The 19,059-nt window shown below is 74.6% G+C and carries 9 protein-coding genes and 1 pseudogene; all 10 read left to right on the top strand.

The features are described 5' to 3' along the window. Positions 1-80: 80 nt before the first annotated feature. The 10 genes and pseudogenes from ACQEVS_RS03185 (at position 81) to ACQEVS_RS03230 (ending at position 19,029) form a co-directional block, all read left to right on the top strand. Positions 81-1,397 (top strand): trans-sulfuration enzyme family protein, encoded by a 1,317-nt coding sequence (locus ACQEVS_RS03185; RefSeq protein ID WP_433014871.1) that lies wholly within the window; start codon positions 81-83, stop codon positions 1,395-1,397. Continuing rightward, positions 1,394-2,401: an OsmC family protein gene (locus ACQEVS_RS03190; protein WP_433014874.1), complete on the top strand. Its 1,008-nt coding sequence runs from the start codon at positions 1,394-1,396 to the stop codon at positions 2,399-2,401. The genes ACQEVS_RS03185 and ACQEVS_RS03190 overlap by 4 nt, the downstream gene beginning before the upstream one ends. Next, complete coding sequence (locus tag ACQEVS_RS03195) at positions 2,398-3,684, top strand: lysine N(6)-hydroxylase/L-ornithine N(5)-oxygenase family protein (RefSeq protein WP_433014877.1); 1,287 nt, start codon at positions 2,398-2,400, stop codon at positions 3,682-3,684. Before ACQEVS_RS03190 ends, ACQEVS_RS03195 begins: the two co-directional genes overlap by 4 nt. Next, a complete protein-coding gene (locus ACQEVS_RS03200; RefSeq protein ID WP_433014880.1) occupies positions 3,681-4,931 on the top strand; it encodes an MFS transporter in 1,251 nt (416 codons plus the stop codon). The genes ACQEVS_RS03195 and ACQEVS_RS03200 overlap by 4 nt, the downstream gene beginning before the upstream one ends. A gap of 5 nt (positions 4,932-4,936) precedes the next feature. Then, on the top strand, positions 4,937-5,947 hold the full coding sequence (locus ACQEVS_RS03205) for a class I SAM-dependent methyltransferase (protein ID WP_433014883.1): 1,011 nt from the start codon (positions 4,937-4,939) through the stop codon (positions 5,945-5,947). A gap of 118 nt (positions 5,948-6,065) precedes the next feature. Beyond that, a complete protein-coding gene (locus tag ACQEVS_RS03210) occupies positions 6,066-14,819 on the top strand; it encodes an amino acid adenylation domain-containing protein (RefSeq protein WP_433014886.1) in 8,754 nt (2,917 codons plus the stop codon). Next, a complete protein-coding gene (locus ACQEVS_RS03215; protein ID WP_433014889.1) occupies positions 14,816-15,298 on the top strand; it encodes a VOC family protein in 483 nt (160 codons plus the stop codon). Before ACQEVS_RS03210 ends, ACQEVS_RS03215 begins: the two co-directional genes overlap by 4 nt. Then, the gene (locus ACQEVS_RS03220) at positions 15,295-16,269 is read left to right on the top strand and encodes a hypothetical protein (protein ID WP_433014892.1); all 975 of its coding nucleotides are present in this window, start codon (positions 15,295-15,297) and stop codon (positions 16,267-16,269) included. Before ACQEVS_RS03215 ends, ACQEVS_RS03220 begins: the two co-directional genes overlap by 4 nt. 4 nt (positions 16,270-16,273) lie before the next feature. Continuing rightward, positions 16,274-17,179 (top strand): LLM class flavin-dependent oxidoreductase, encoded by a 906-nt coding sequence (locus tag ACQEVS_RS03225; protein WP_433014895.1) that lies wholly within the window; start codon positions 16,274-16,276, stop codon positions 17,177-17,179. Positions 17,180-17,230: 51 nt separating this feature from the next. Further along, positions 17,231-19,029, top strand: a pseudogene (locus ACQEVS_RS03230) (gamma-glutamyltransferase family protein). Positions 19,030-19,059: the final 30 nt, after the last annotated feature.

A 19,059-nucleotide genomic window follows, 5' to 3' on the forward strand; every position in this document is an offset into this window, starting at 1 on the left:
GTTTCGTCGACAAGCCGCTGCTAGCTTTTCGGCCCGACAGCGAAATTGCCGTCCGTACCGGAGAAAAGCTAGGGGTGCTCGTGGCGAAAGAGAGCCGTACGGCGATCGGCTTCGATGAGGGCCGCAACGACGGCGCCAAGTGGTTCGGCGACCTCACCCGCTCGCGGTTCGCGGGGCCCGTCACCCCGCACCACCGGGTCCTGTCCCGCGACGTCTCGCCGGAGACGCTGGCCGTGCACGCGGGGACGTACGAGGACCCGGTGACGGGCGCGGTGGGCACCCCGGTCTTCCAGACCAGCACCTTCCTGCTGGACGACGCCAGCTACGCGGCCTTCTCCGACGGGACCTCCCGCGACGTCCCCATCTACACCCGGTACGGCAACCCCTCGCAGTGGTCCGTGCAGGAGAAGATCGCCGCCTTGGAGGGCAGCCGCAGCGCGCTGGTGACGTCCTCCGGGATGAGCGCCACGGCCAGCACGATCTACGCCCTGACCAACGCGGGCAGCCACATCGTCTCGGCCTACGACGTCTACGGCGGCACCTACAACCTGCTGCGCGAGGACATGCCGTCGGCCGGCCGCGAGGTGACGTTCGTCGACCCCTGCGACCTGGACGCGGTCCGCGCGGCGATCCGCCCCGAGACCCAGCTGCTGTTCTTCGAGACGCTGACCAACCCGCTGCTGAAGGCGCCGTCGGTACGCGGCCTGGCGGAGATCGCGAAGGAGGCCAACGCCCTCCTCGTGGTGGACAACACCTTCCTCACCCCGGTCAACATGCGCCCCCTGGAGCTCGGCGCGGACGTCGTCGTGCACAGCGCCACCAAGTACCTCGCCGGGCACAGCGACCTGACCGCCGGCGCGGTCGTCGGCCGGCGGAAGTTCCTGGACCGGATCTGGGCGCAGGCCCTGCGCTTCGGCGGCACCCTCGAACCGCTCGCCGCCTTCCTCCTCGAAAGGGGAATGAAGACTCTTCCGCTGCGGGTCCGGGCACAGAACGCCAACGCCTCGGAAGTGGCGCGTTTCCTGGCCGGGCACGAGCGCATAGCCGCCGTTCACCACCCGGAACTCGGCGGCCCCCGCTATGCCGGTCTGGAACACGCGGACTACGGCGGTTTCGGCGGCATGGTGAGTTTCGAGGTGCGCGGCGGCGACGCGGCCGCACTGGAATTCATGAAGAAACTCCGGATTCCCTATGTGGCCACGAGTCTGGGCGGCGTGGAATCCCTGGTGAGCATGCCGAGCAATACCTCGCACAGTTCGCTCACCGCCCGCCAGCGGTCCCGGATCGGCATCAATCCCGGTCTGGTCCGGTTCTCGGTGGGCATCGAGAACGTCCGCGACCTGATCCGGGACCTGGACGAGGCGCTCGGCGCTCCGGCAGAGGAGGACATGCGATGAGGAACAGTTTCAACACGGCCGGCTTCAGCGAAGTGGTCCACGAGATCCGCAACGACCCCGCCGAGGCGGCGTTCCTCTACTCGGCCGAGGCGTGCTCCTCGCCGTACCGGGGGCTGTCGGCGAAGATCGGCCCGGCCCTGTTCGGCACGGTGAAGTCCGCGCGGCGTTTCTCGGTGGAGCTCCGGGACGCCGCTCTCCGGGACGGCACGGACACGCCCGGCGCCGACGGTCCGCTGCCGATGCACCTGGCCCTCACCGGCGTCGCCTCCTGCGCGCTGACCACGCTGGTCGGCGGCGGCAGCGCCCAGTCGGTGGTCTTCGAGAGCGCCGACATGGACATCGCCTGGGACGGCGGCGCGGTGGCGAGCCGGATCGACGTCGGCGGGGTGCCGGACGACGATACGGTCGCCGAACTCGTCGGCCAGGTCGAGCGGTTCAGCCCCAACTACACCACCCTGACCCGTCCGGTCCCGGTCGTCCTGCGGTACGGGCCGGACGCCGCCCCGGTGAACGCCGGTACGGCGGAGGGTGCGCCGGCCGCCGGCCGCCCGGCCGCCTGCCGGGTCCGCTGGATCAGCGGCACCCAGCTCGCGTCCATGCCCCTGGACCAGCAGCCGGCCGACGAGTTGCGCGTGGACGCGCCCAAGCAGCTGACCGGCGTCGACTGGGGCCCGAACCCGCAGGAGTACCTGCTTATGGGCCTCGCCGCCGACGTCGCCTCGCACCTGGGCCGGCTCGCCCGCGAGCTGACCGGCCGGGCCGTGACGTGGCGGGTCACCGTGCGCGGCAAGGAGGACGTCGGGGGGCTGCTCCAGGCGGACCCGTCGGCCGTCGTCCAGCTCCAGGACATGGAGTGCGCGGTCTCGGACGCGGCCGGGCTCTCCGGTGCCGAACGGGAGAAGGTCGTGGCGGCCGCGTGGGCCGCCTCCGAGGTGCGGTACCTGATCGAGGCGGCCCCGGCCGTCCGGCTGACCTCGCACCGGGTGGAGTCGTGTCCGGCATGAACCGAGACGGCGCCATCCGCGTCCTCGCCGTCGGCGCGGGACCGGCCAACCTGAGCCTCGCCGCGCTGGCCGAGCCGGTCGACGGGCTCCGCGTCACCGTCCTGGAGGCCCGCGACTCCGTCGCCTGGCACCCCGGCCTGCTCTGGACCGACTCCCGGCTCCAGGTCAGCGCGGTGAAGGACCTGGTCACCCTGGTCGATCCGCGCAGCCGCTTCGGCTTCCTGAACTTCCTGCACGAGCGGGGCCGGCTGTACCGGCACCTGATCGCCGCGGCCGGCCACGTCAGCCGCAAGGAGTTCGACCAGTACTTCACTTGGGCCGCCCGGCAGTTGGACGTGCGGCTCGGCGAGCGGGTCGAGGCGGTGGAGCACGACGGCGACGGGTTCGCCGTCCGCACCGGCCGGCGCGTCCACCGGGCCGACCACATCGTCCTCGGCGTGGGCCGGACCCCGTACGTCCCCGACTGCGCCCGCGGCGTCACCGGCCGCCGCCTGTGGCACGCCGCCGACCACCTCGGACGGGAGGACCGGCTGGACGGCCGGGACGTGCTGCTGGTCGGCGGCGGGCAGAGCGCTGCGGAGGTGGCCCTCGACCTGATGTCCGGCCGGTCCGGGCTGCCGCACCGGCTGACCTGGGTCACCGGGCGCGAGGGCTTCGCCCCGCTGGACGACTCGCCGTTCGCCGACGAGTGGTTCAACCCGCGCTACGTCGAGTACTTCCGCGAGCTCCCGGCCGGCCCACGCGCCGCGCTGCTGGAGCGGCAGCGGGCCGCCGGCACCGGGATCACCCGGGAGCTGCTGGCCCGGGTGTACGAGCGGCTGTACGCGCTCGACTACCTCACCGACGGCCCGTTCACCCACGACCTGCTGGCCGGCGTGCGGCTCACCGGACTCGCGGACGCCGACGGCGGGTTCCGCGCCGAGCTGGAGGACACCGTCACCGGCGGCCGCCGCGCGCTGTCGTGCGACACGGTCGTCCTGGCCACCGGCTACCGCACCGAACTCCCGTCCTGCATGGAGCCGTTGCGCGACCGGTTGCCCGTCACCGACGGCGGTTACGCGGTGGAGGCCGACTACCGGGTGCGCTGGGACGGGCCCGACCGGAACCGGATCCACGTCCAGGGCGCGGCGCGGCACACCCACGGTGTGGCGGACCCCAACCTGTCGCTGGCCGCCTGGCGTTCGGCCGTGATCCTCAACAGTCTGCTGGGCCGGGAGCACTACGACCTCAAGGCGGACGAGTCGGCCCTCGGGCCCCAGGACCACGTGGGGGCCCGCCCGTGACCGCCACCGAAGCCCGCCCGCGCCTCTACCGCGAGGTGTTCGCCGTCCCGGGCATGACCCGCTCGGTGCTGCTGATGTTCGTCGCCCGGCTGCCGGTCACGGCGATGGGGCTGACCCTGACCCTGCACGTGGTCAACGGCCTGCACCGGGGCTATGTGGCCGCCGGTCTCGTCGCGACCTCCACCACGGTCGGCACGATGGTCGGCGCCCCGGCGGTCGGCCGGGCGCTGGACCGGTACGGCCTGCGGCCGGTGGTCGCGGTCTGCGCCACGGTCGCCACCGCGTACTGGATCGGCGTCCCCTGGCTGCCGTACGAGGCCCTGCTGGTCGCCGCGTTCCCGGCGGGCGCCCTGGTGATCCCGGTGAGTTCGCTCTCCCGGCAGGTCATCACGGCGCTGGTGCCGGAGGACCGGAGGCGGACGGCGTTCTCGGTGGACGCGGTCGCGATGGAGACGTCGTTCATCGTCGGCCCGGCCGTCGGCATCTACCTGGCCACCCAGTACTCCAGCCGGCTCGCCCTGACGGTGATCGGCGCGGTGGTCGCCGTGACGGCGGTGCTGCTGTACGTGCAGAACCCGCCCCTGCGCGGCAAGAAGGAGGCGGCGGCGCCCGCCCCGGGCGCCCCGCGCACCTGGCTCGACGGGCGCATGACGGCCACGCTGCTGATCTCCATGGGCGTGCTGTTCGTGCTCGGCGGGACGGAACTGGCCCTGGTGGCCGTGCTCCGGGCCGGCGGCGAGACCGCCTGGACCGGAGTGGCGGTCGCCATCCTGGCCCTCGGGTCCATCATCGGCGGTGTGGTGCACGGCGCCCTGCCCCGCGCGCTGCCGCAGTCCGCGCTGATGGCGCTGCTGTCGCTGCTGGTGATCCCGGCCGGGCTGGTCTCCGGGCCGTGGTGGCTGCTCGGACTGGCCCTGGTGCCCATGCAGTTGGTGTGCGCCCCGACGCTGGCGGCCATCGCCGAGAGCGTCAGCCGGCTCGCGCCGCCGCACGCCCGCGGCATGGCCATGGGCCTCCAGGACTCGGCGACCCGGCTCGGCGGCGCCCTCAGCTCCCCCGCGATCGGCTTCGTCATGGACCGCACGTCGCCCGGCTGGGGCTTCGCGGCCTCCGGCGCCGGCGGGCTGCTGCTCGTGGCCGCCGCCGGGGTGTGCGCGGGCGGCGCGCGGATCCGTACCCGCCCCGCGGCCGAGCGGCCGCCCACCGACCTCCCCACCACTGAACCCTCCATCGGAATGGACAGGTGACGACAATGACGACGACGGACACGGACGCCGCGTCCTGGGCGGCCTCCGCCCGCATCTACAACTCTGCCGTCGCCGCGTGGGCGATCGGCGCGGCCTGGGAGGTGGGCGCGCTCGACGAGCTCCAGGAGCGCGGCTCCCTGGACACGGCCGACTTCGCCGCCCGCCACGACCTGGACCCGGCGTCCACGCTGGGCATGTTCCGGGCGCTCGCCTCGGTCGGCGTCGTCCGCCGGGACGGCACCCGGGTGGTGCCGACCGAGGACTTCGCCGAGATCCAGCGCACCCGCTCGCTCTTCCACTGGCTGGTGCGCGGCAGCGGCGAGCTGTTCCGCCAGATGCCGTCGGTGCTCCGCAACGAGAACCGCGTCGGCACCTTCTACCAGCGCGACCCCGTCGCCATCGCCCGGTCCTGCAAGGAGATCAGCGTCTTCTGCTATGACCCCTGGTTCTGGCGGGCGATGGAGGGTTTGGACTTCGACGTCCGGGTCGCGGCCGACCTGGGCTGCGGCAGCGGCGAGCGGCTGATGCAGATCCTGCGCCGGCACCCGGACGCCCGCGGCCTGGGCGTGGACATCGCCGGGGACTCGCTGAAGATGGCGGCGGCCGACGCGGCGGACGCCGGTCTCGCCGGGCGGCTGTCCTTCGTCGAGGCGGACATGCTGACCATGGACCCGCGCCCGGAGTTCACCGAGGTGGACCTGCTCACCTGCTTCATGGCCGGGCACGACTTCTGGCCCCGCGAGCAGTGCGTGGCGACGCTCGCCCGGCTGCGCCAACTCTTCCCGAACGCCCGCCGGTTCCTGCTCGGTGACGCCACCCGCTCGGTGGGCGTGCCCGACGCGGAGATGCCGGTGTTCATGCTCGGCTTCGAGGTGGCCCACGACCTGATGGGCACCTTCATGCCCACCATGGCCGACTGGGAGGGCGTCTTCGCGGAGAGCGGCTGGCGGCTGCGGGAGAAGCACGACATCGGCATGGTCGCCAACGAGGTCATCTTCGAACTCGAACCCCGGTGACCGCCGGGGCGACCACGGCATGACGGGACGACGGCCGGCGGGCCACCAGGGTGAAAAGGCGTGAACAGGCGTGAGGCGAGGGCCGATGACGGCGAAGAGTGACGGGACGGAGGGTGGCGTGGCGCGCGAAGTACCGCTCGTACACGAGGTGTTCGAGGAGCGGGTCCGCCGGCACCCGGGCGGGCGGGCCGTGGTCTGCGGCGCCGACGCGCTCGGCCGGGCGGAGCTCGACGCCCGGGCCAACCGGCTGGCCCGTCACCTGATCGCCCGGGGCGTGGGCCCGGAGGCGCGGGTGGCGGTGGTGCTGCCCCGCTCGGTGGACGCGCTGGTGGCGCTGTTCGCGGTCCTCAAGGCCGGTGGCACGTACGTCCCGGTGGACCCCGCCCAGCCGGCCGGCCGGATCGCGTCCGTGGTCCGGGCGGCGGACTGCGCGGTGGTGCTGGACGGTCCGGTCGACTGCTCCGGCCTCCCGGACTCCCCCGTCACCGACGCCGACCGTCTGGCGCCCCTGGACCCCGCCCACGCCGCGTACGTCGTCCACACCTCGGGCTCGACCGGCACGCCCAAGGGCGTCGTCGTCGAACACCGCGCCCTGGCCGCGCTGTTGCACCGGCACGTCGTCCCGCAGTACGCGGAGGTGGCGGCCGGCGACCGGCTCCGGGTCGCCCTCGTCTCCCCGCTCGCCTTCGACGCGTCCTGGGACCCGGTGCTGGCGATGGTGGCCGGCCACGAGCTGCACCTGCTGGACGACGACACCCGCCGCGACCCGGCCGCGCTCACCGCGTACGTGGCCCGGCACGGCGTGGACGTCGTCGACCTCACCCCGTCCCACCTGGAGCAGCTGCTGCCGCACGGCCTGGTCCGCGACCCGGCCGCCCGGCCCCGGCTCGTCGTCCTCGGCGGCGAGGCGCTGCCCGAACCGCTGTGGCGCGAACTGCGCGACACCCCCGGCGTCACCGCCCACAACCTGTACGGCCCCACCGAGTGCGTCGTGGACGCGCTGTGGGCGGCGTCCGACGCGGCGGAGGACGTGGTCATCGGCCGGCCGGTCGCCCACGGCGACGCCTATGTGCTGGACGGCCGGCTGCGGCCGGTGACGGACGGCGAGACCGGCGAACTTTACGTATCCGGCGCCGGGTTGGCACGCGGCTACCTCGGCCGGCCCGGGGCGACGGCGGCCCGGTTCGTGGCCGACCCGTTCGCGCCCGGACGCATGTACCGCACCGGCGACCTCGTCCGGCGGGGCGCCGACGGCCTGGTGCGCTACGTGGGCCGGGCCGACGACCAGGTGAAGGTCCGGGGCTTCCGGATCGAGCCGGGCGAGGTGGAGGCGGCCCTCCGCGCGCACCCGGCCGTGGCGGCGGTCGCCGTCCGCGCGCACCGGTTCGGGGAGGGCGACCGGCGGCTGGTGGCGTACGTCGTACCGGCCGGGGAGGTCACCCCCTCCGACATACGCCGGTTCGCGTCGGACCGGCTGCCGGAGCACCTGGTCCCGGCCTCCGTCACGCTGCTGGACGCGTTGCCGCTGACCCCCAACGGCAAGCTCGACCGCGCGGCGCTCCCCGACCCCGGTCCTGCGGCGGCGGCCACCGGCGGCCGGGAGGCGCGCACCGACGCCGAGCGAGTGCTGTGCGCGCACTTCGCGGCAGCCCTCGGCCTGGAGCGGGTGGGCGCCGACGCCTCGTTCTTCGAGCTGGGCGGCGACTCGCTGCTGGCGATGCGGCTGGTCGGCCGGATCGGCGCCGACCTCGGCGCGCGCCCGACCGTCCGGGACGTCTTCGACGCCCCGACCCCGGCCGGGCTCGCCACACGGCTCGCGGACGCCCCCGAGCGGCCCGCCACCCCACTGACGGCCGGCCCCCGCCCGGAGCCCGTCCCGCTGTCGTCCGCGCAACAACGGCTGTGGTTCCTCGACCGTCTGGAGGGCCCGAGCCCGACGTACAACGTCCCGCTGGTCTCCCGGCTTTCGGGCCCACTGAACGCGGCGGCCCTGCGCGCGGCGCTGCGGGACGCGGTCGCGCGGCACGAGAGCCTGCGGACGGTCTTCCCGGAGGTCGACGGGCAGCCCGTGCAGCACGTCGTGCCCGTCGACGAGGCGGTCCCGGTGCTGGAGGCCGTACGCCTCGACGCCTCCGCCCTGGACGCGCGGCTGGAGGAGGATGCCCGGCGGACGTTCGACCTCTCCCGCGAACTCCCGGTACGGGCGTGGCTGTACGAAGTCGGGCCGGACGAGCACGCGTTGCTGCTGCTGGTGCACCACATCGCCACGGACGGCTGGTCGCTGGACCCGCTCGTCCGGGACCTGGGCGAGGCGTACGCCGCCCGCGTCCGCGGCGAGGCGCCGCACCGGCCGCCGCTGCCCGTCCAGTACGCCGACTACACCCTGTGGCAGCGCGACCTGCTCGGCGACCCCGACGAACCGGACAGCCCGGCCGCGCGCCAAGTGGCGTTCTGGAAGGAGACGTTGGAGGGCATACCCGACGAACTCGGCCTCCCCTTCGACCGGCCGCGCCCGGCCGTCGCCTCCTACCGGGGCGGGACGGTCGACTTCCACCTCGACGCGGAGGTCCACCGGCGGCTCACCGAGCTGGCGCGGCGGCGCGGCGTGACGACGTTCATGGTGTTCCAGGCGGCCCTGGCGCTGCTGCTGGCGAAGCTCAGTGGCGGCACGGACATCCCCGTCGGCACGCCCGTCGCCGGCCGTTCCGACGAAGCACTCGACGACCTCGTCGGCTTCTTCGTCAACACCCTCGTCCTCCGCACCGACCTCGGCGGCAACCCGACCTTCGAGGACCTGCTCGCCCGCGTCCGCGACACCGACCTCGCCGCCTTCGCCCACCAGGACATCCCCTTCGAGCAGGTCGTGGAGGCGGTCAACCCGGTCCGCTCGCTCGCCCGGAACCCGCTGTTCCAGGTGTCGCTGACGATGAACGAGCCGGACACCGCGCTGTCCCTGCCCGGGCTCGCGGTGACCGGGCGGCGGCCGGTGCTGGGCGTGGCCCGGTTCGACCTGAACGTCAACTTCCATGAGCGGGACGGCGGCCGGGGGGTCGCCGGGCAGATCGAGTACAACGCCGACCTCTTCGACGCGTCCACCGTGGGGGCCATGGCCGCCCGTCTCGTCCGCGTCCTGGCGGCGGTGACGGCGGAGCCCGGCCGGCCGTGCGGCTCGGTCGACGTCCTCTCCCCCGAGGAGCGCACGCGGATCCTCGTCGAGTGGAACGCCACCGCGCTCGACGTGCCGGACAGCACCCTCCCCGCGCTGCTGGAGGCCCAGACGGCCCGCACCCCCGACGCGCCGGCCGTCCAGGCCGCCACCGGCACCCTGACGTACGCGGAGCTCAACGCCCGGGCCAACCGGCTCGCCCGGCACCTCGTCGGCCTCGGCGTGGGCCCGGAGGCGCTGGTCGCGCTGCGGCTGCCGCGCTCGGCGGACCTCGTGGTCGCCGTCTGGGCGGTCCTGAAGGCCGGCGGCGCCTACCTCCCGATCGACGGCGAGTACCCGGCCGAGCGGAACGCGTTCATGCTGGAGGACGCCCGCCCGACGACGGTCCTCTCCGAGCTGCCCGACGTGTCCCACCTGCCGTCGGGCGACCTCACGGACGCCGAGCGGACCGCCCCGCTGCTGCCCGCGCACCCCTGCTACGTCATCTACACCTCCGGCTCCACCGGTGTGCCGAAGGCCGTGTCGATGCCCGGCGGGGCGCTGGTCAACCTGGTCACCTGGTGGGCGACGATCGAACCGCCCGCCCGCATCGCCCTGTTCTCGGCGACCAGCTTCGACGTCTCGCCGATGGAACTCCTCATCGCCACCACGTCCGGCGGCTGTGTGCTCGTCCCGGACGACGCGATCCGCAAGGACGCCGAGAAGCTGGTGGCCTGGCTCGCCGAGCACGAGGTGAGCGACCTGACCGTGGTGCCGAACCTGGTGCTGAACTCGGTGTGCGAGGCGGCCCGCGCCGCCGGCACCCGCCTCCCGGCGCTGCGCCACGTCGGCCAGGGCGGCGAGGCCCTCGTCCTCTCGTCGGCCGTCAAGGACCTCTTCACCGGGGCGGACGGGCGGCGGCTGGACAACTGCTACGGGCCCACCGAGACGCACATGGCCACCGGCTACCGGATGCCCACCGACCCGGCCGACTGGCCGGCGGACCCGCCGATCGGCCGGCCCATCGGCAACACCACGGTGTACGTCCTCGACCGCTGGCTGCAGCCGGTCGCCCCGGGAGTGATCGGCGAACTGTACATCGGCGGCGCCCAGTTGGCGCGCGGCTACCTCAACCGACCCGCACAGACCGCCGGACGCTTCGTGGCCGACCCGTTCGGGCCGCCCGGCTCCCGCCTGTACCGCACCGGCGACCTGGTCCGCTGGCGGGCCGACGGGGAGCTGCTGTTCACCGGGCGCGCCGACCACCAGGTGAAGATCCGCGGCTTCCGCATCGAACTCGGCGAGATCGAGGCGCTCCTGCGGCGCCACCCGGCCGTCGCCCAGGTGGCGGTCCTGGCGGTGGCGGACCGGCCGTCGGTCAAGCGGCTCGTCGCGTACGTCGTCCCGAACGGCCCGGCCGCCGAGCCGGACGCGCTGCGCCGGTACGTCGCCGCGTCCCTGCCGGACTACATGGTGCCGTCGGCCTTCGTCGTCCTGGACCGGATGCCGCTGAGCCCCAACGGCAAGCTGGAGCGCCGGCACCTGCCCGCGCCGGCCGCCGAGGCGTCGCGACGGCCCCGGACCCGGGTGGAGAAGGTGCTGTGCGAGATCTGGTCCGAGGTGCTGGACGCGCCGGGGGCCGGGATCGACGACGACTTCTTCGCGCTGGGCGGGCACTCGCTGACCGCGACCAAGGTGATGAGCCGGGTGCGCGGCAGGCTCCGCGCCGACCTGCCGGTCCGCGCCCTCTTCGAGCGGCCGACGCCGGCCGGGCTCGCCGAGCTCGTCGGCACGGCCGGCGCCGCCGGGCACGCCCTGGCGGCGGGGCCGCGCCCGGAGCGGATCCCGCTGTCGTCCGCGCAGCAGCGGCTGTGGTTCCTCGACCGCCTGGAGGGCCCCAGCCCGACGTACAACAACCCGCTGGTCTCCCGGCTTTCGGGCCCGCTGGACGCCGACGCGCTGCGGGCGGCGCTGCGGGACGTGGTGGCGCGGCACGAGAGCCTGCGGACGGTCTGCCCGGAGGCCGACGGACAGCCCTTCCAGCGGATCCTGCCGCCGGAGGAGGCGGTCCCGGCGCTGAAGACCGTACGCCTAGACGCCGCCGCGCTCGACGGGCGGCTGCGGGAGGACGCCCGGCGGACGTTCGACCTGACGCGGGAGATCCCGGTGCGGGCGTGGCTGTACGCGCTCGGCCCGGAGGAGCACGTCCTGATGGTCGTGGTGCACCACATCGCGTCCGACGGCTGGTCGCTGGATCCGCTCGTCCGGGATCTCGGCGCGGCGTACACCGCACGCCGCCGGGGCGAGGCGCCGGCGTGGTCGCCACTGCCCGTCCAGTACGCGGACTACACCCTGTGGCAGCGCGAGCTGCTCGGCGACCCCGCCGACCCCGACAGCCGGGCCGCCGGTGAACTGGCCTTCTGGAGGCAGGCGTTGGCCGGGCTGCCCGACGAGCTGGGGCTGCCGTCCGACCGGCCGCGCCCGGCCGCCGCCTCCTACCGGGGCGGGACCGTGGACCTGTTCGTCGAGGCCGGCGCGCACGCGGGCCTGGCGGCGCTGGCACGGCTGCGCGGGGTGACGACGTTCATGGTGTTCCAGGCGGCCCTGGCCGTCCTGCTGGGGAAGCTGACCGGCGGTACGGACATCCCCGTCGGCACCCCGGTGGCCGGACGCTCCGACGAAGCCCTCGACGACCTGGTCGGCTTCTTCGTCAACACCGTCGTCCTCCGCACCGACCTCGGCGGCGACCCCACGTTCGACGAGCTCCTCACCCGCGTCCGCGACACCGGTCTCGCCGCCTTCGCCCACCAGGACATCCCCTTCGAGCAGCTGGTCAGGGAGCTCAACCCGGCGCGCTCGGCGGGGCGGCACCCGCTGTTCCAGGTGATGATGCCGTTCAACAGCAACCTGGCCGACACGGCGGTCCGGCTGCCCGGCCTGGCCGCCGAGCCGCTGGACGAGCCGCTGGAGGTCGCCAAGTTCGACCTCTCGGTGAACCTGCGCGAGGAGTTCGGCCCGGACGGCGAACCCCTCGGGGTGCGGGGGAACATCGACTACAGCACCGACCTGTTCGACCACGCGACGGTCGTCGCCGTCGCCGGGCGCCTGCACCGCGTCCTGGCCGCCGTCCTCGCCGACTCCGGCGCCCGGCTGTCGGAGATCGACGTGGTCGGGCCGGAGGAGCGGCGGCGGCTGCTGGCCGAGTGGAACGGCGCCCCGGCGCCCGAACCGGCCGGTGAGCGCGAGCTGTTCGCGCACCGGATGATCGAGGAGCGGGCCGGCGAACGTCCCGACGCGCCGGCCGTCGTCCACGGCGGCACGTCCGTCGCCTACGCGGAGCTGAACCGCCGCGCCAACCGGCTGGCCCGGTACCTGATCGCCCGGGGCGCCGGCCCGGAGGACCGGGTGGCGGTGGTGCTCCCCCGCTCCGCCGACCTGGTCGTCGCGCTGCTCGCGGTGTGGAAGGCCGGTGCGGCGTACGTGCCGGTGGACCCGGAGTACCCGGCCGAGCGGATCGCCTATCTGCTCGCCGACGCGGCGCCGCGCGTCGTCCTCGACGGGCCGGTGGACACCGCCGGGTACGCCGACGGCGACGTCACCGACGCCGAGCGGACGGCGGCCCTGGACCCGGCCCACCCGGCGTACGTCATTCACACCTCCGGCTCGACCGGCCGCCCGAAGGGCGTCGTCGTCGAACACCGCGCCCTGGCGGCCTACTTGCGCTACCTCCGCACGTCCTACCCGGGCGTCCCGGGGACGAGCACCGTGCACTCGTCGGTGGCCTTCGACCTGACGGTGACCGCGCTGTACGGCCAGTTGGTCAGCGGCGGCCGCGTACACCTGGCCGAGCTGGGTGAGGGCGACGCGCCGCGGCCCGACTTCCTCAAGGCCACCCCCAGCCATCTGGAGCTGCTGGCGTCGCTGCCCGGGCAGGCGTCCCCGAGTGCCTGCCTGGTGATCGGTGGCGAGGCGCTGCACGGCCGGGCGCTCCAGGGGTGGCGGGAGCGGCACCCGGACGCCTGGGTGGTGAACGCGTACGGGCCCACCGAGGCCACCGTCAACTGCTGCGACCACCGGCTGCCGCCGGGCGCGCCACTGCCGCCCGGGCCGGTGCCGATCGGGAGGCCGTTCCCCGGCGTCCGGGCGTACGTCCTGGACGGCCGGCTGCGGCCCGCCCCCACCGGCACGGTCGGCGAACTGTACATCGGCGGCGCCCAGTTGGCCCGAGGCTATCTGGACCGGCCCGCGCTGACCGCCGCCCGTTTCGTGGCCGACCCGTTCGGCCCGCCCGGCTCCCGCCTGTACCGCACCGGCGACCTGGCGCGGTGGCGGACCGACGGCGTGCTGGAGTTCGCCGGGCGGGCCGACGGCCAGGTGAAGGTGCGCGGGCACCGGATCGAGCTCGGCGAGATCGAGGGCGTGCTCCGCGAGCGGCCGGGCGTGGCCCGGGCCGCGGCGGCGGTGCACACGGCCGGGGACGGCGACCGGCGGCTGGTCGGCTACGTGGTGCCCGCGCCGGCTGCCGCCGTCGACCCGGAGGAGGTACGGCGGGAGGCCGCGCGGCTCCTGCCCGCACCGCTCGTCCCGGCCGCCGTCCTCGTCCTCGACGCGCTGCCGCTGACGCCCAACGGCAAACTCGACCGGGCCGCGCTCCCGGCGCCCGACTTCGCCGGGGCGGCCCACGGCGGCGTACCGCGCACCGCGCGCGAGGAGCTGCTGTGCGCGCTGTTCGCCGAGGTGCTGGACGTGGAACGGGTGGGTCCCGACGACTCGTTCTTCGACCTGGGCGGGCACTCGCTGCTCGTCGTCCGCCTCGCCGGCCGGCTCCGGGCGGCGTGCGGCGTCCACGTCACCATCCGGGACCTGCTGGACGCCCCGACGCCCGCCGCGCTCGCCCGGCGGACGGCCGCGGGCGAGGCCGGCACGGCGGATCCGCTGGCGCCGCTGCTGCGGCTGCGCGGCGGCACCGGCACCCCGTTGTTCTGCGTGCACCCGGCGGCCGGCACCGGCTGGGTCTACACCGGGCTGCTCCGCTTCCTGGCCCCCGGCCGGCCGGTGTACGCCCTCCAGGCGCCCGGCCTGGGCACGCCGGAGCACGCGGCGGGCACGCCGGACGACGTGGTGAAGGACTATCTGGCCCGGATCCGCGAGGTGTGCCCGGACGGGCCGTACGCCCTGCTGGGCTGGTCCGTCGGCGGGCTGATCGCGCACATGCTGGCGGTCCGGCTCCGGGAGGAGGGCGCGGAGGTCCCGCTGCTGGCCCTGCTGGACGCCTACCCCCGGACCCCGGAGGACGCGGGCGAGGAGCAGGACGCCGACGAGGCCGCCGCGCTCCGGGCGCTGGCCGCGTCGCTGGGGCGGGACCTCGCCCCGGACGGCAGCCTCGCGGGTCCGGCGGACGTGGACGTGGCGTCGCTGGTCCGGGTCTACCGGGAGATGAGCCGCGTCTACGCCGATCCGCTCCTGGGCCGGTTCGACGGTGACGCGGTGCTGTTCCGGGCGACGGCGGACAAGCGGGACGGCTCGCCGTACACCCCGGAGCTGTGGCACCCGCACCTGGCCGGCCGGTTCGACGTCCACGCCGTGGACTGCGACCACGGCGGCATGACCCGGCCGGCGTCGCTCGCCGCGATCGGACCGGAGCTCGACCGGCGGCTGGCCGCCATGACCACACACGGCGCGACCGACGCGACCGACGAGGACGACCACCGCGGAGGAATCCGGTGACGACACCCACCGTGCCCACGGCACACCTGCACCACGTCGGGGTCCAGACCTTCGACCTGGACAACTCCCTCGCCTGGTACCGGGACTTCCTCGGCTGCCGGCCGACCTGGACCGCCGAGACCTTCTCGGAGCTGACGCTCAGCCGGCTGCCCGGGGTGTCCCGGATCACCGAGATCGTCGCCGGGGGCGTCCGGCTGCACCTGATCGAGCGGACGGCTCCGGTGCGGGAGCGCGGGCCCGAGGACCACGTCCAGTTCCAGCACGTCTGCCTCGCCGTGGACACGCCGGAGGAGCTCGCCCGCCGCCGGGAGCTGTGGCGGGAGCTGTACGCGTCCGGGCGGTACGACTTCCTGCTGCCCGACCCGCCGTCCGGGATCGTCACCGACGCCGAGGGGGTACAGAGCTTCTACTGCCTCGACGTCAACGGCCTGGAGATCGAGTTCACCTACGTCCCCTCCGTCCCGGGAAGCACCCGATGAGCCGCAACGCGACCGCGGTCGCCCTCTCCCTGCCCGGCGCGCGCGGCTGGGACTTCGGCGACTACCCCTACGCCCTCGAACCGCTGACCCTGCCGCACCCCGGCGACCCGTGGCCGCTCGCCCCGGACGCGGGTCCCGAACTCCGGGAGGCGTGCCGCGAGTTGCTGGCCGCCGCGGACGAGGGAGCCCTGTTCACCGAGCCGGTGACGGAGGAGGGGCTGGAGCGCCTCTTCTGGTTCCGGTGGATCACCGGGCACCACATCTCGTTCGTCCTCTGGCGGCTCGTCGCCGCCGCCCTCGACCGGCTCGGCGCGGGCGAGGAGGAGGACCTGGCGACGGCCCGGGAGATCCACCACCACGTCCGGGCGTACAGCGCCATGATGCTGTACACGGGTTCCAGCACCCCCGAGATCTACAACGCCGTCATCCGGCCGAGCATGTACCGGCTGCACAGCACGTTCAGCGGCACCTGGGCGGCCGACTTCCCGGCCGTGCGCAGCCTGTTCCGCGGCCGGAAGGTGCCGCCGGTGCCGGCGGGCGAGGCCGACGCGCTGGTGCGGGAGGTGGCCCTCGGGCACCGGATCCACCTCGGGACCGCCGCCAAGCTGGTCGCCGACGGCCGGTCGCTGCTCCAGCACCTGGTCGACAACCCGCCCGAGCGGCAGCCCCGGATGTGGACGAGCGTCTTCGACTGCTACTTCCTCACCCTGCGCGCCCCGGTCGCCGGCCAGGAGGTGCTGGCCCAGCTCCTGCGCCGCTGCAAGGCGGTGGCGATGGACCTGACGACGAACGGGCTCTACCCGTCCGTCGCCCACTACCCCGGGCCCGCCCCGGACGAGCTGTGCACGCCGGACGTCCTGGCCTGCGAGAACGAGCTCACCGACATCGTGCTCCGCACGGCCGCGCTGGCCACCGCCACCGGTGCCGCGCCCACGGGCACCGGACCGACGAGCCCCCGAAGGAACGGCTGAGAACATGGCTGAGACGATGCGACACGGAATCATCATCCTGCCCGAGCAGCGCTGGCAGCAGGCCCGGGACCGCTGGGTGACGGCGGAGCGGCTGGGCTTCGACCACGCCTGGACCTACGACCACCTGATGTGGCGCTGGTTCCGCGAGAAGCCGTGGTTCGCGACCATGCCCACGCTGACGGCCGCCGCCACGGCGACCTCCCGCATCGGCATCGGCACGATGGTGGCCAGCCCCGGCATCCGCCACCCCGTCGCCTTCGCCAAGGAGATCATGACGCTGGACGACATCTCCGGCGGCCGGGCGATCTGCGGGGTCGGCGCCGGGGCGGGCGGGTTCGACGACGAGGCGCTCGGGCTGCGCCGGCTCAACCCGCGTGAACGGGCCGACCGCTTCGCCGAGTTCGTCGACCTCACCGACCAGTTGCTGCGCGAGCCGGAGACCACGTACCGGGGCGACTGGTTCACCACGACGGGCGCCCGGCTGCACCCGGGCTGCGTCCAGCGCCCGCGCGCGCCCCTCGCCGTGGCCGCCACCGGGCCGCGTGGCATCCGGCTGGCCGCCTGCCACGCCGACATCTGGGTCACCATCGCCTGGCCGGGCCACGGCGAGCCGGTCCGTTACGACCAGGCGCTGCCCGTGCTCCGCGAGCAGTCGGCGCTGCTGGACAAGGAGTGCGAGGCGATCGGCCGCGACCCCGCCTCCGTCCGCCGGCTCGTGGTCACCGGCGCGATGATCGACGGCGTCATGGAGTCCGTCGAGACCTACCGTGACGCGTGCGGCCTCTTCGGCGGCATCGGGATCACCGACCTCGTCGTGCACTGGCCGCGCCCCGACTTCCCGTACCAGGGCGACTTCTCCGTGCTGGAGGACGTCGCGAACGAGGTCCTGCTGCCCGGCCGCGCCGCGTAACCCACTTCCCTCCCCCGGCCGTCCGGCCCGTCCCGAAAGGGTTCTCCTCCTGTGCTGTTCCGTCCCGAGCTCCACGGCACGCAGGGCGCCGTCTCCTCCACCCACTGGCTCGCGTCCGCCGCGGGACACGCGATGTTCGACCGCGGCGGCAACGCCTTCGACGCCGCGGTGGCCGCCGCGTTCGTGATCCAGGTCGTCGAGCCCCACCTCAACGGCCCGGCCGGCGACGTACCGATCATGGTGCACGGCGGCGCGACCGGCGAGGTGACGGTCGTCTGCGGACAGGGGCCGATGCCCGAGGCCGCCACCGTCGACGCCGTACGGGCCCTCGGCCTGGACGCCATCCCCGGCTCCGGTCTCCTCGCGGCCTGCGTCCCCGGCGCCTTCGGCGCGTGGATGCGGGTCCTGCGGGACCACGGCCGGCTGCGCGTCGCCGACGTCCTCGAACCGGCCATCGGCTACGCCGAGCACGGCTACCCGCTGCTCCCCCGCGCCGCCCTGATGATCGAGGCGCTGGCGCCGCTGTTCCGCGACCACTGGACCGCGTCCGGGGCCGCCTACCTGCGGAACGGCGAGGTCCCCAAGGCCGGTTCCCGGATGCGCAACCCCGATCTGGCCCGCACCTACCGCCGACTCGTCGCCGAGGCCGAGGCCGCCGGGTCCGGCCGCGAGGCCCAGGCGGACGGCGCCACGCGGGCGTTCTACGAGGGGTTCGTCGCCGAGGCGATCGACGCGTTCGTCACCTCCACCGAGGTCATCGACTCCACCGGCCTCCCCCACAGGGGCCTGCTCACCGGCGCCGACCTGGCCCGCTGGCGGCCGGGCGTCGAGCGGGCCGCCACCCTGGACTACCGGGGGATGCTGGTCCACAAGCCCGGCCCCTGGTCCCAGGGCCCGGTCTTCCTCCAGCAGCTGTCGCTGCTGTCCGGCTACGACCTGGGCGCGATGGGCTTCGGCAGCGCCGACCACCTCCACACCGTCATCGAGTCCGCCAAGCTGGCGTTCGCCGACCGCGAGGCGTGGTACGGCGACCCGGAGCACGCGGACGTCCCCCTCGACGCGCTCCTCGACCCCGCCTACGCCGACGCCCGCCGGGCGCTCATCGGCCCCGTGGCGTCGGCCGTCCTCCGGCCCGGCTCCCCCGACGGCCGCGAGCCGTGGATCCCGCCCGTCCTCGACTCCACGGGCGGCCCGGTCGAGCCCGAGTGGCGGGCCGAACTCCACAACGGCATCCCCACCGTCGTCCGCAAGACCGCCGGCAAGGGCGACACCACCTGCGTCAGCGCCACCGACAAGGACGGCAACATGGTGGTCGCCACCCCCAGCGGCGGCTGGCTGAAGAGCTCGCCCGTGGTGCCGGGGCTCGGCTTCCCGCTCGGTACCCGCGGGCAGATGGCCTGGCTCGCCGAGGGCCACGTCAACCAGCTCGCCCCCGGCAAGCGGCCGCGCACCACGCTCAGCCCCACCATCGTCCGCACCGACGACGGCCGGCCGCACCTCGCCTTCGGCACCCCGGCGGCGACCAGCAGGACCAGTGGACGCTCAACTTCTTCGTCAACCACGTGGACTTCGGCATGTCCCCGCAGGAGGCCGTCGAGGCGGCCACCTTCCACACCGAGCACGTGCCCACGTCGTTCCACCCCCGCCAGGCCAGCCCGCTCGGCGTGGTCGTCGAGGAGGGCGGGTTCCCGGAGGCCACCGTCGCCGAACTCCGGCGCCGGGGGCACGAGGTGCGGAACGCGCCCGCGCTGAGCCTGGGCAAGGTCTGCGCCACCGGCCCCGACGGCGACGGCGGCGTGCTCGCCGCGGCCAGCCCGCGCGGCGGCCAGGCGTACGGCGTGGTGCGGTGACCGGATGACCACCAGACACTCAGGAGGACC

Source organism: Streptomyces sp. CA-181903, assembly GCF_050937075.1.
Taxonomy (GTDB): domain Bacteria; phylum Actinomycetota; class Actinomycetes; order Streptomycetales; family Streptomycetaceae; genus Streptomyces.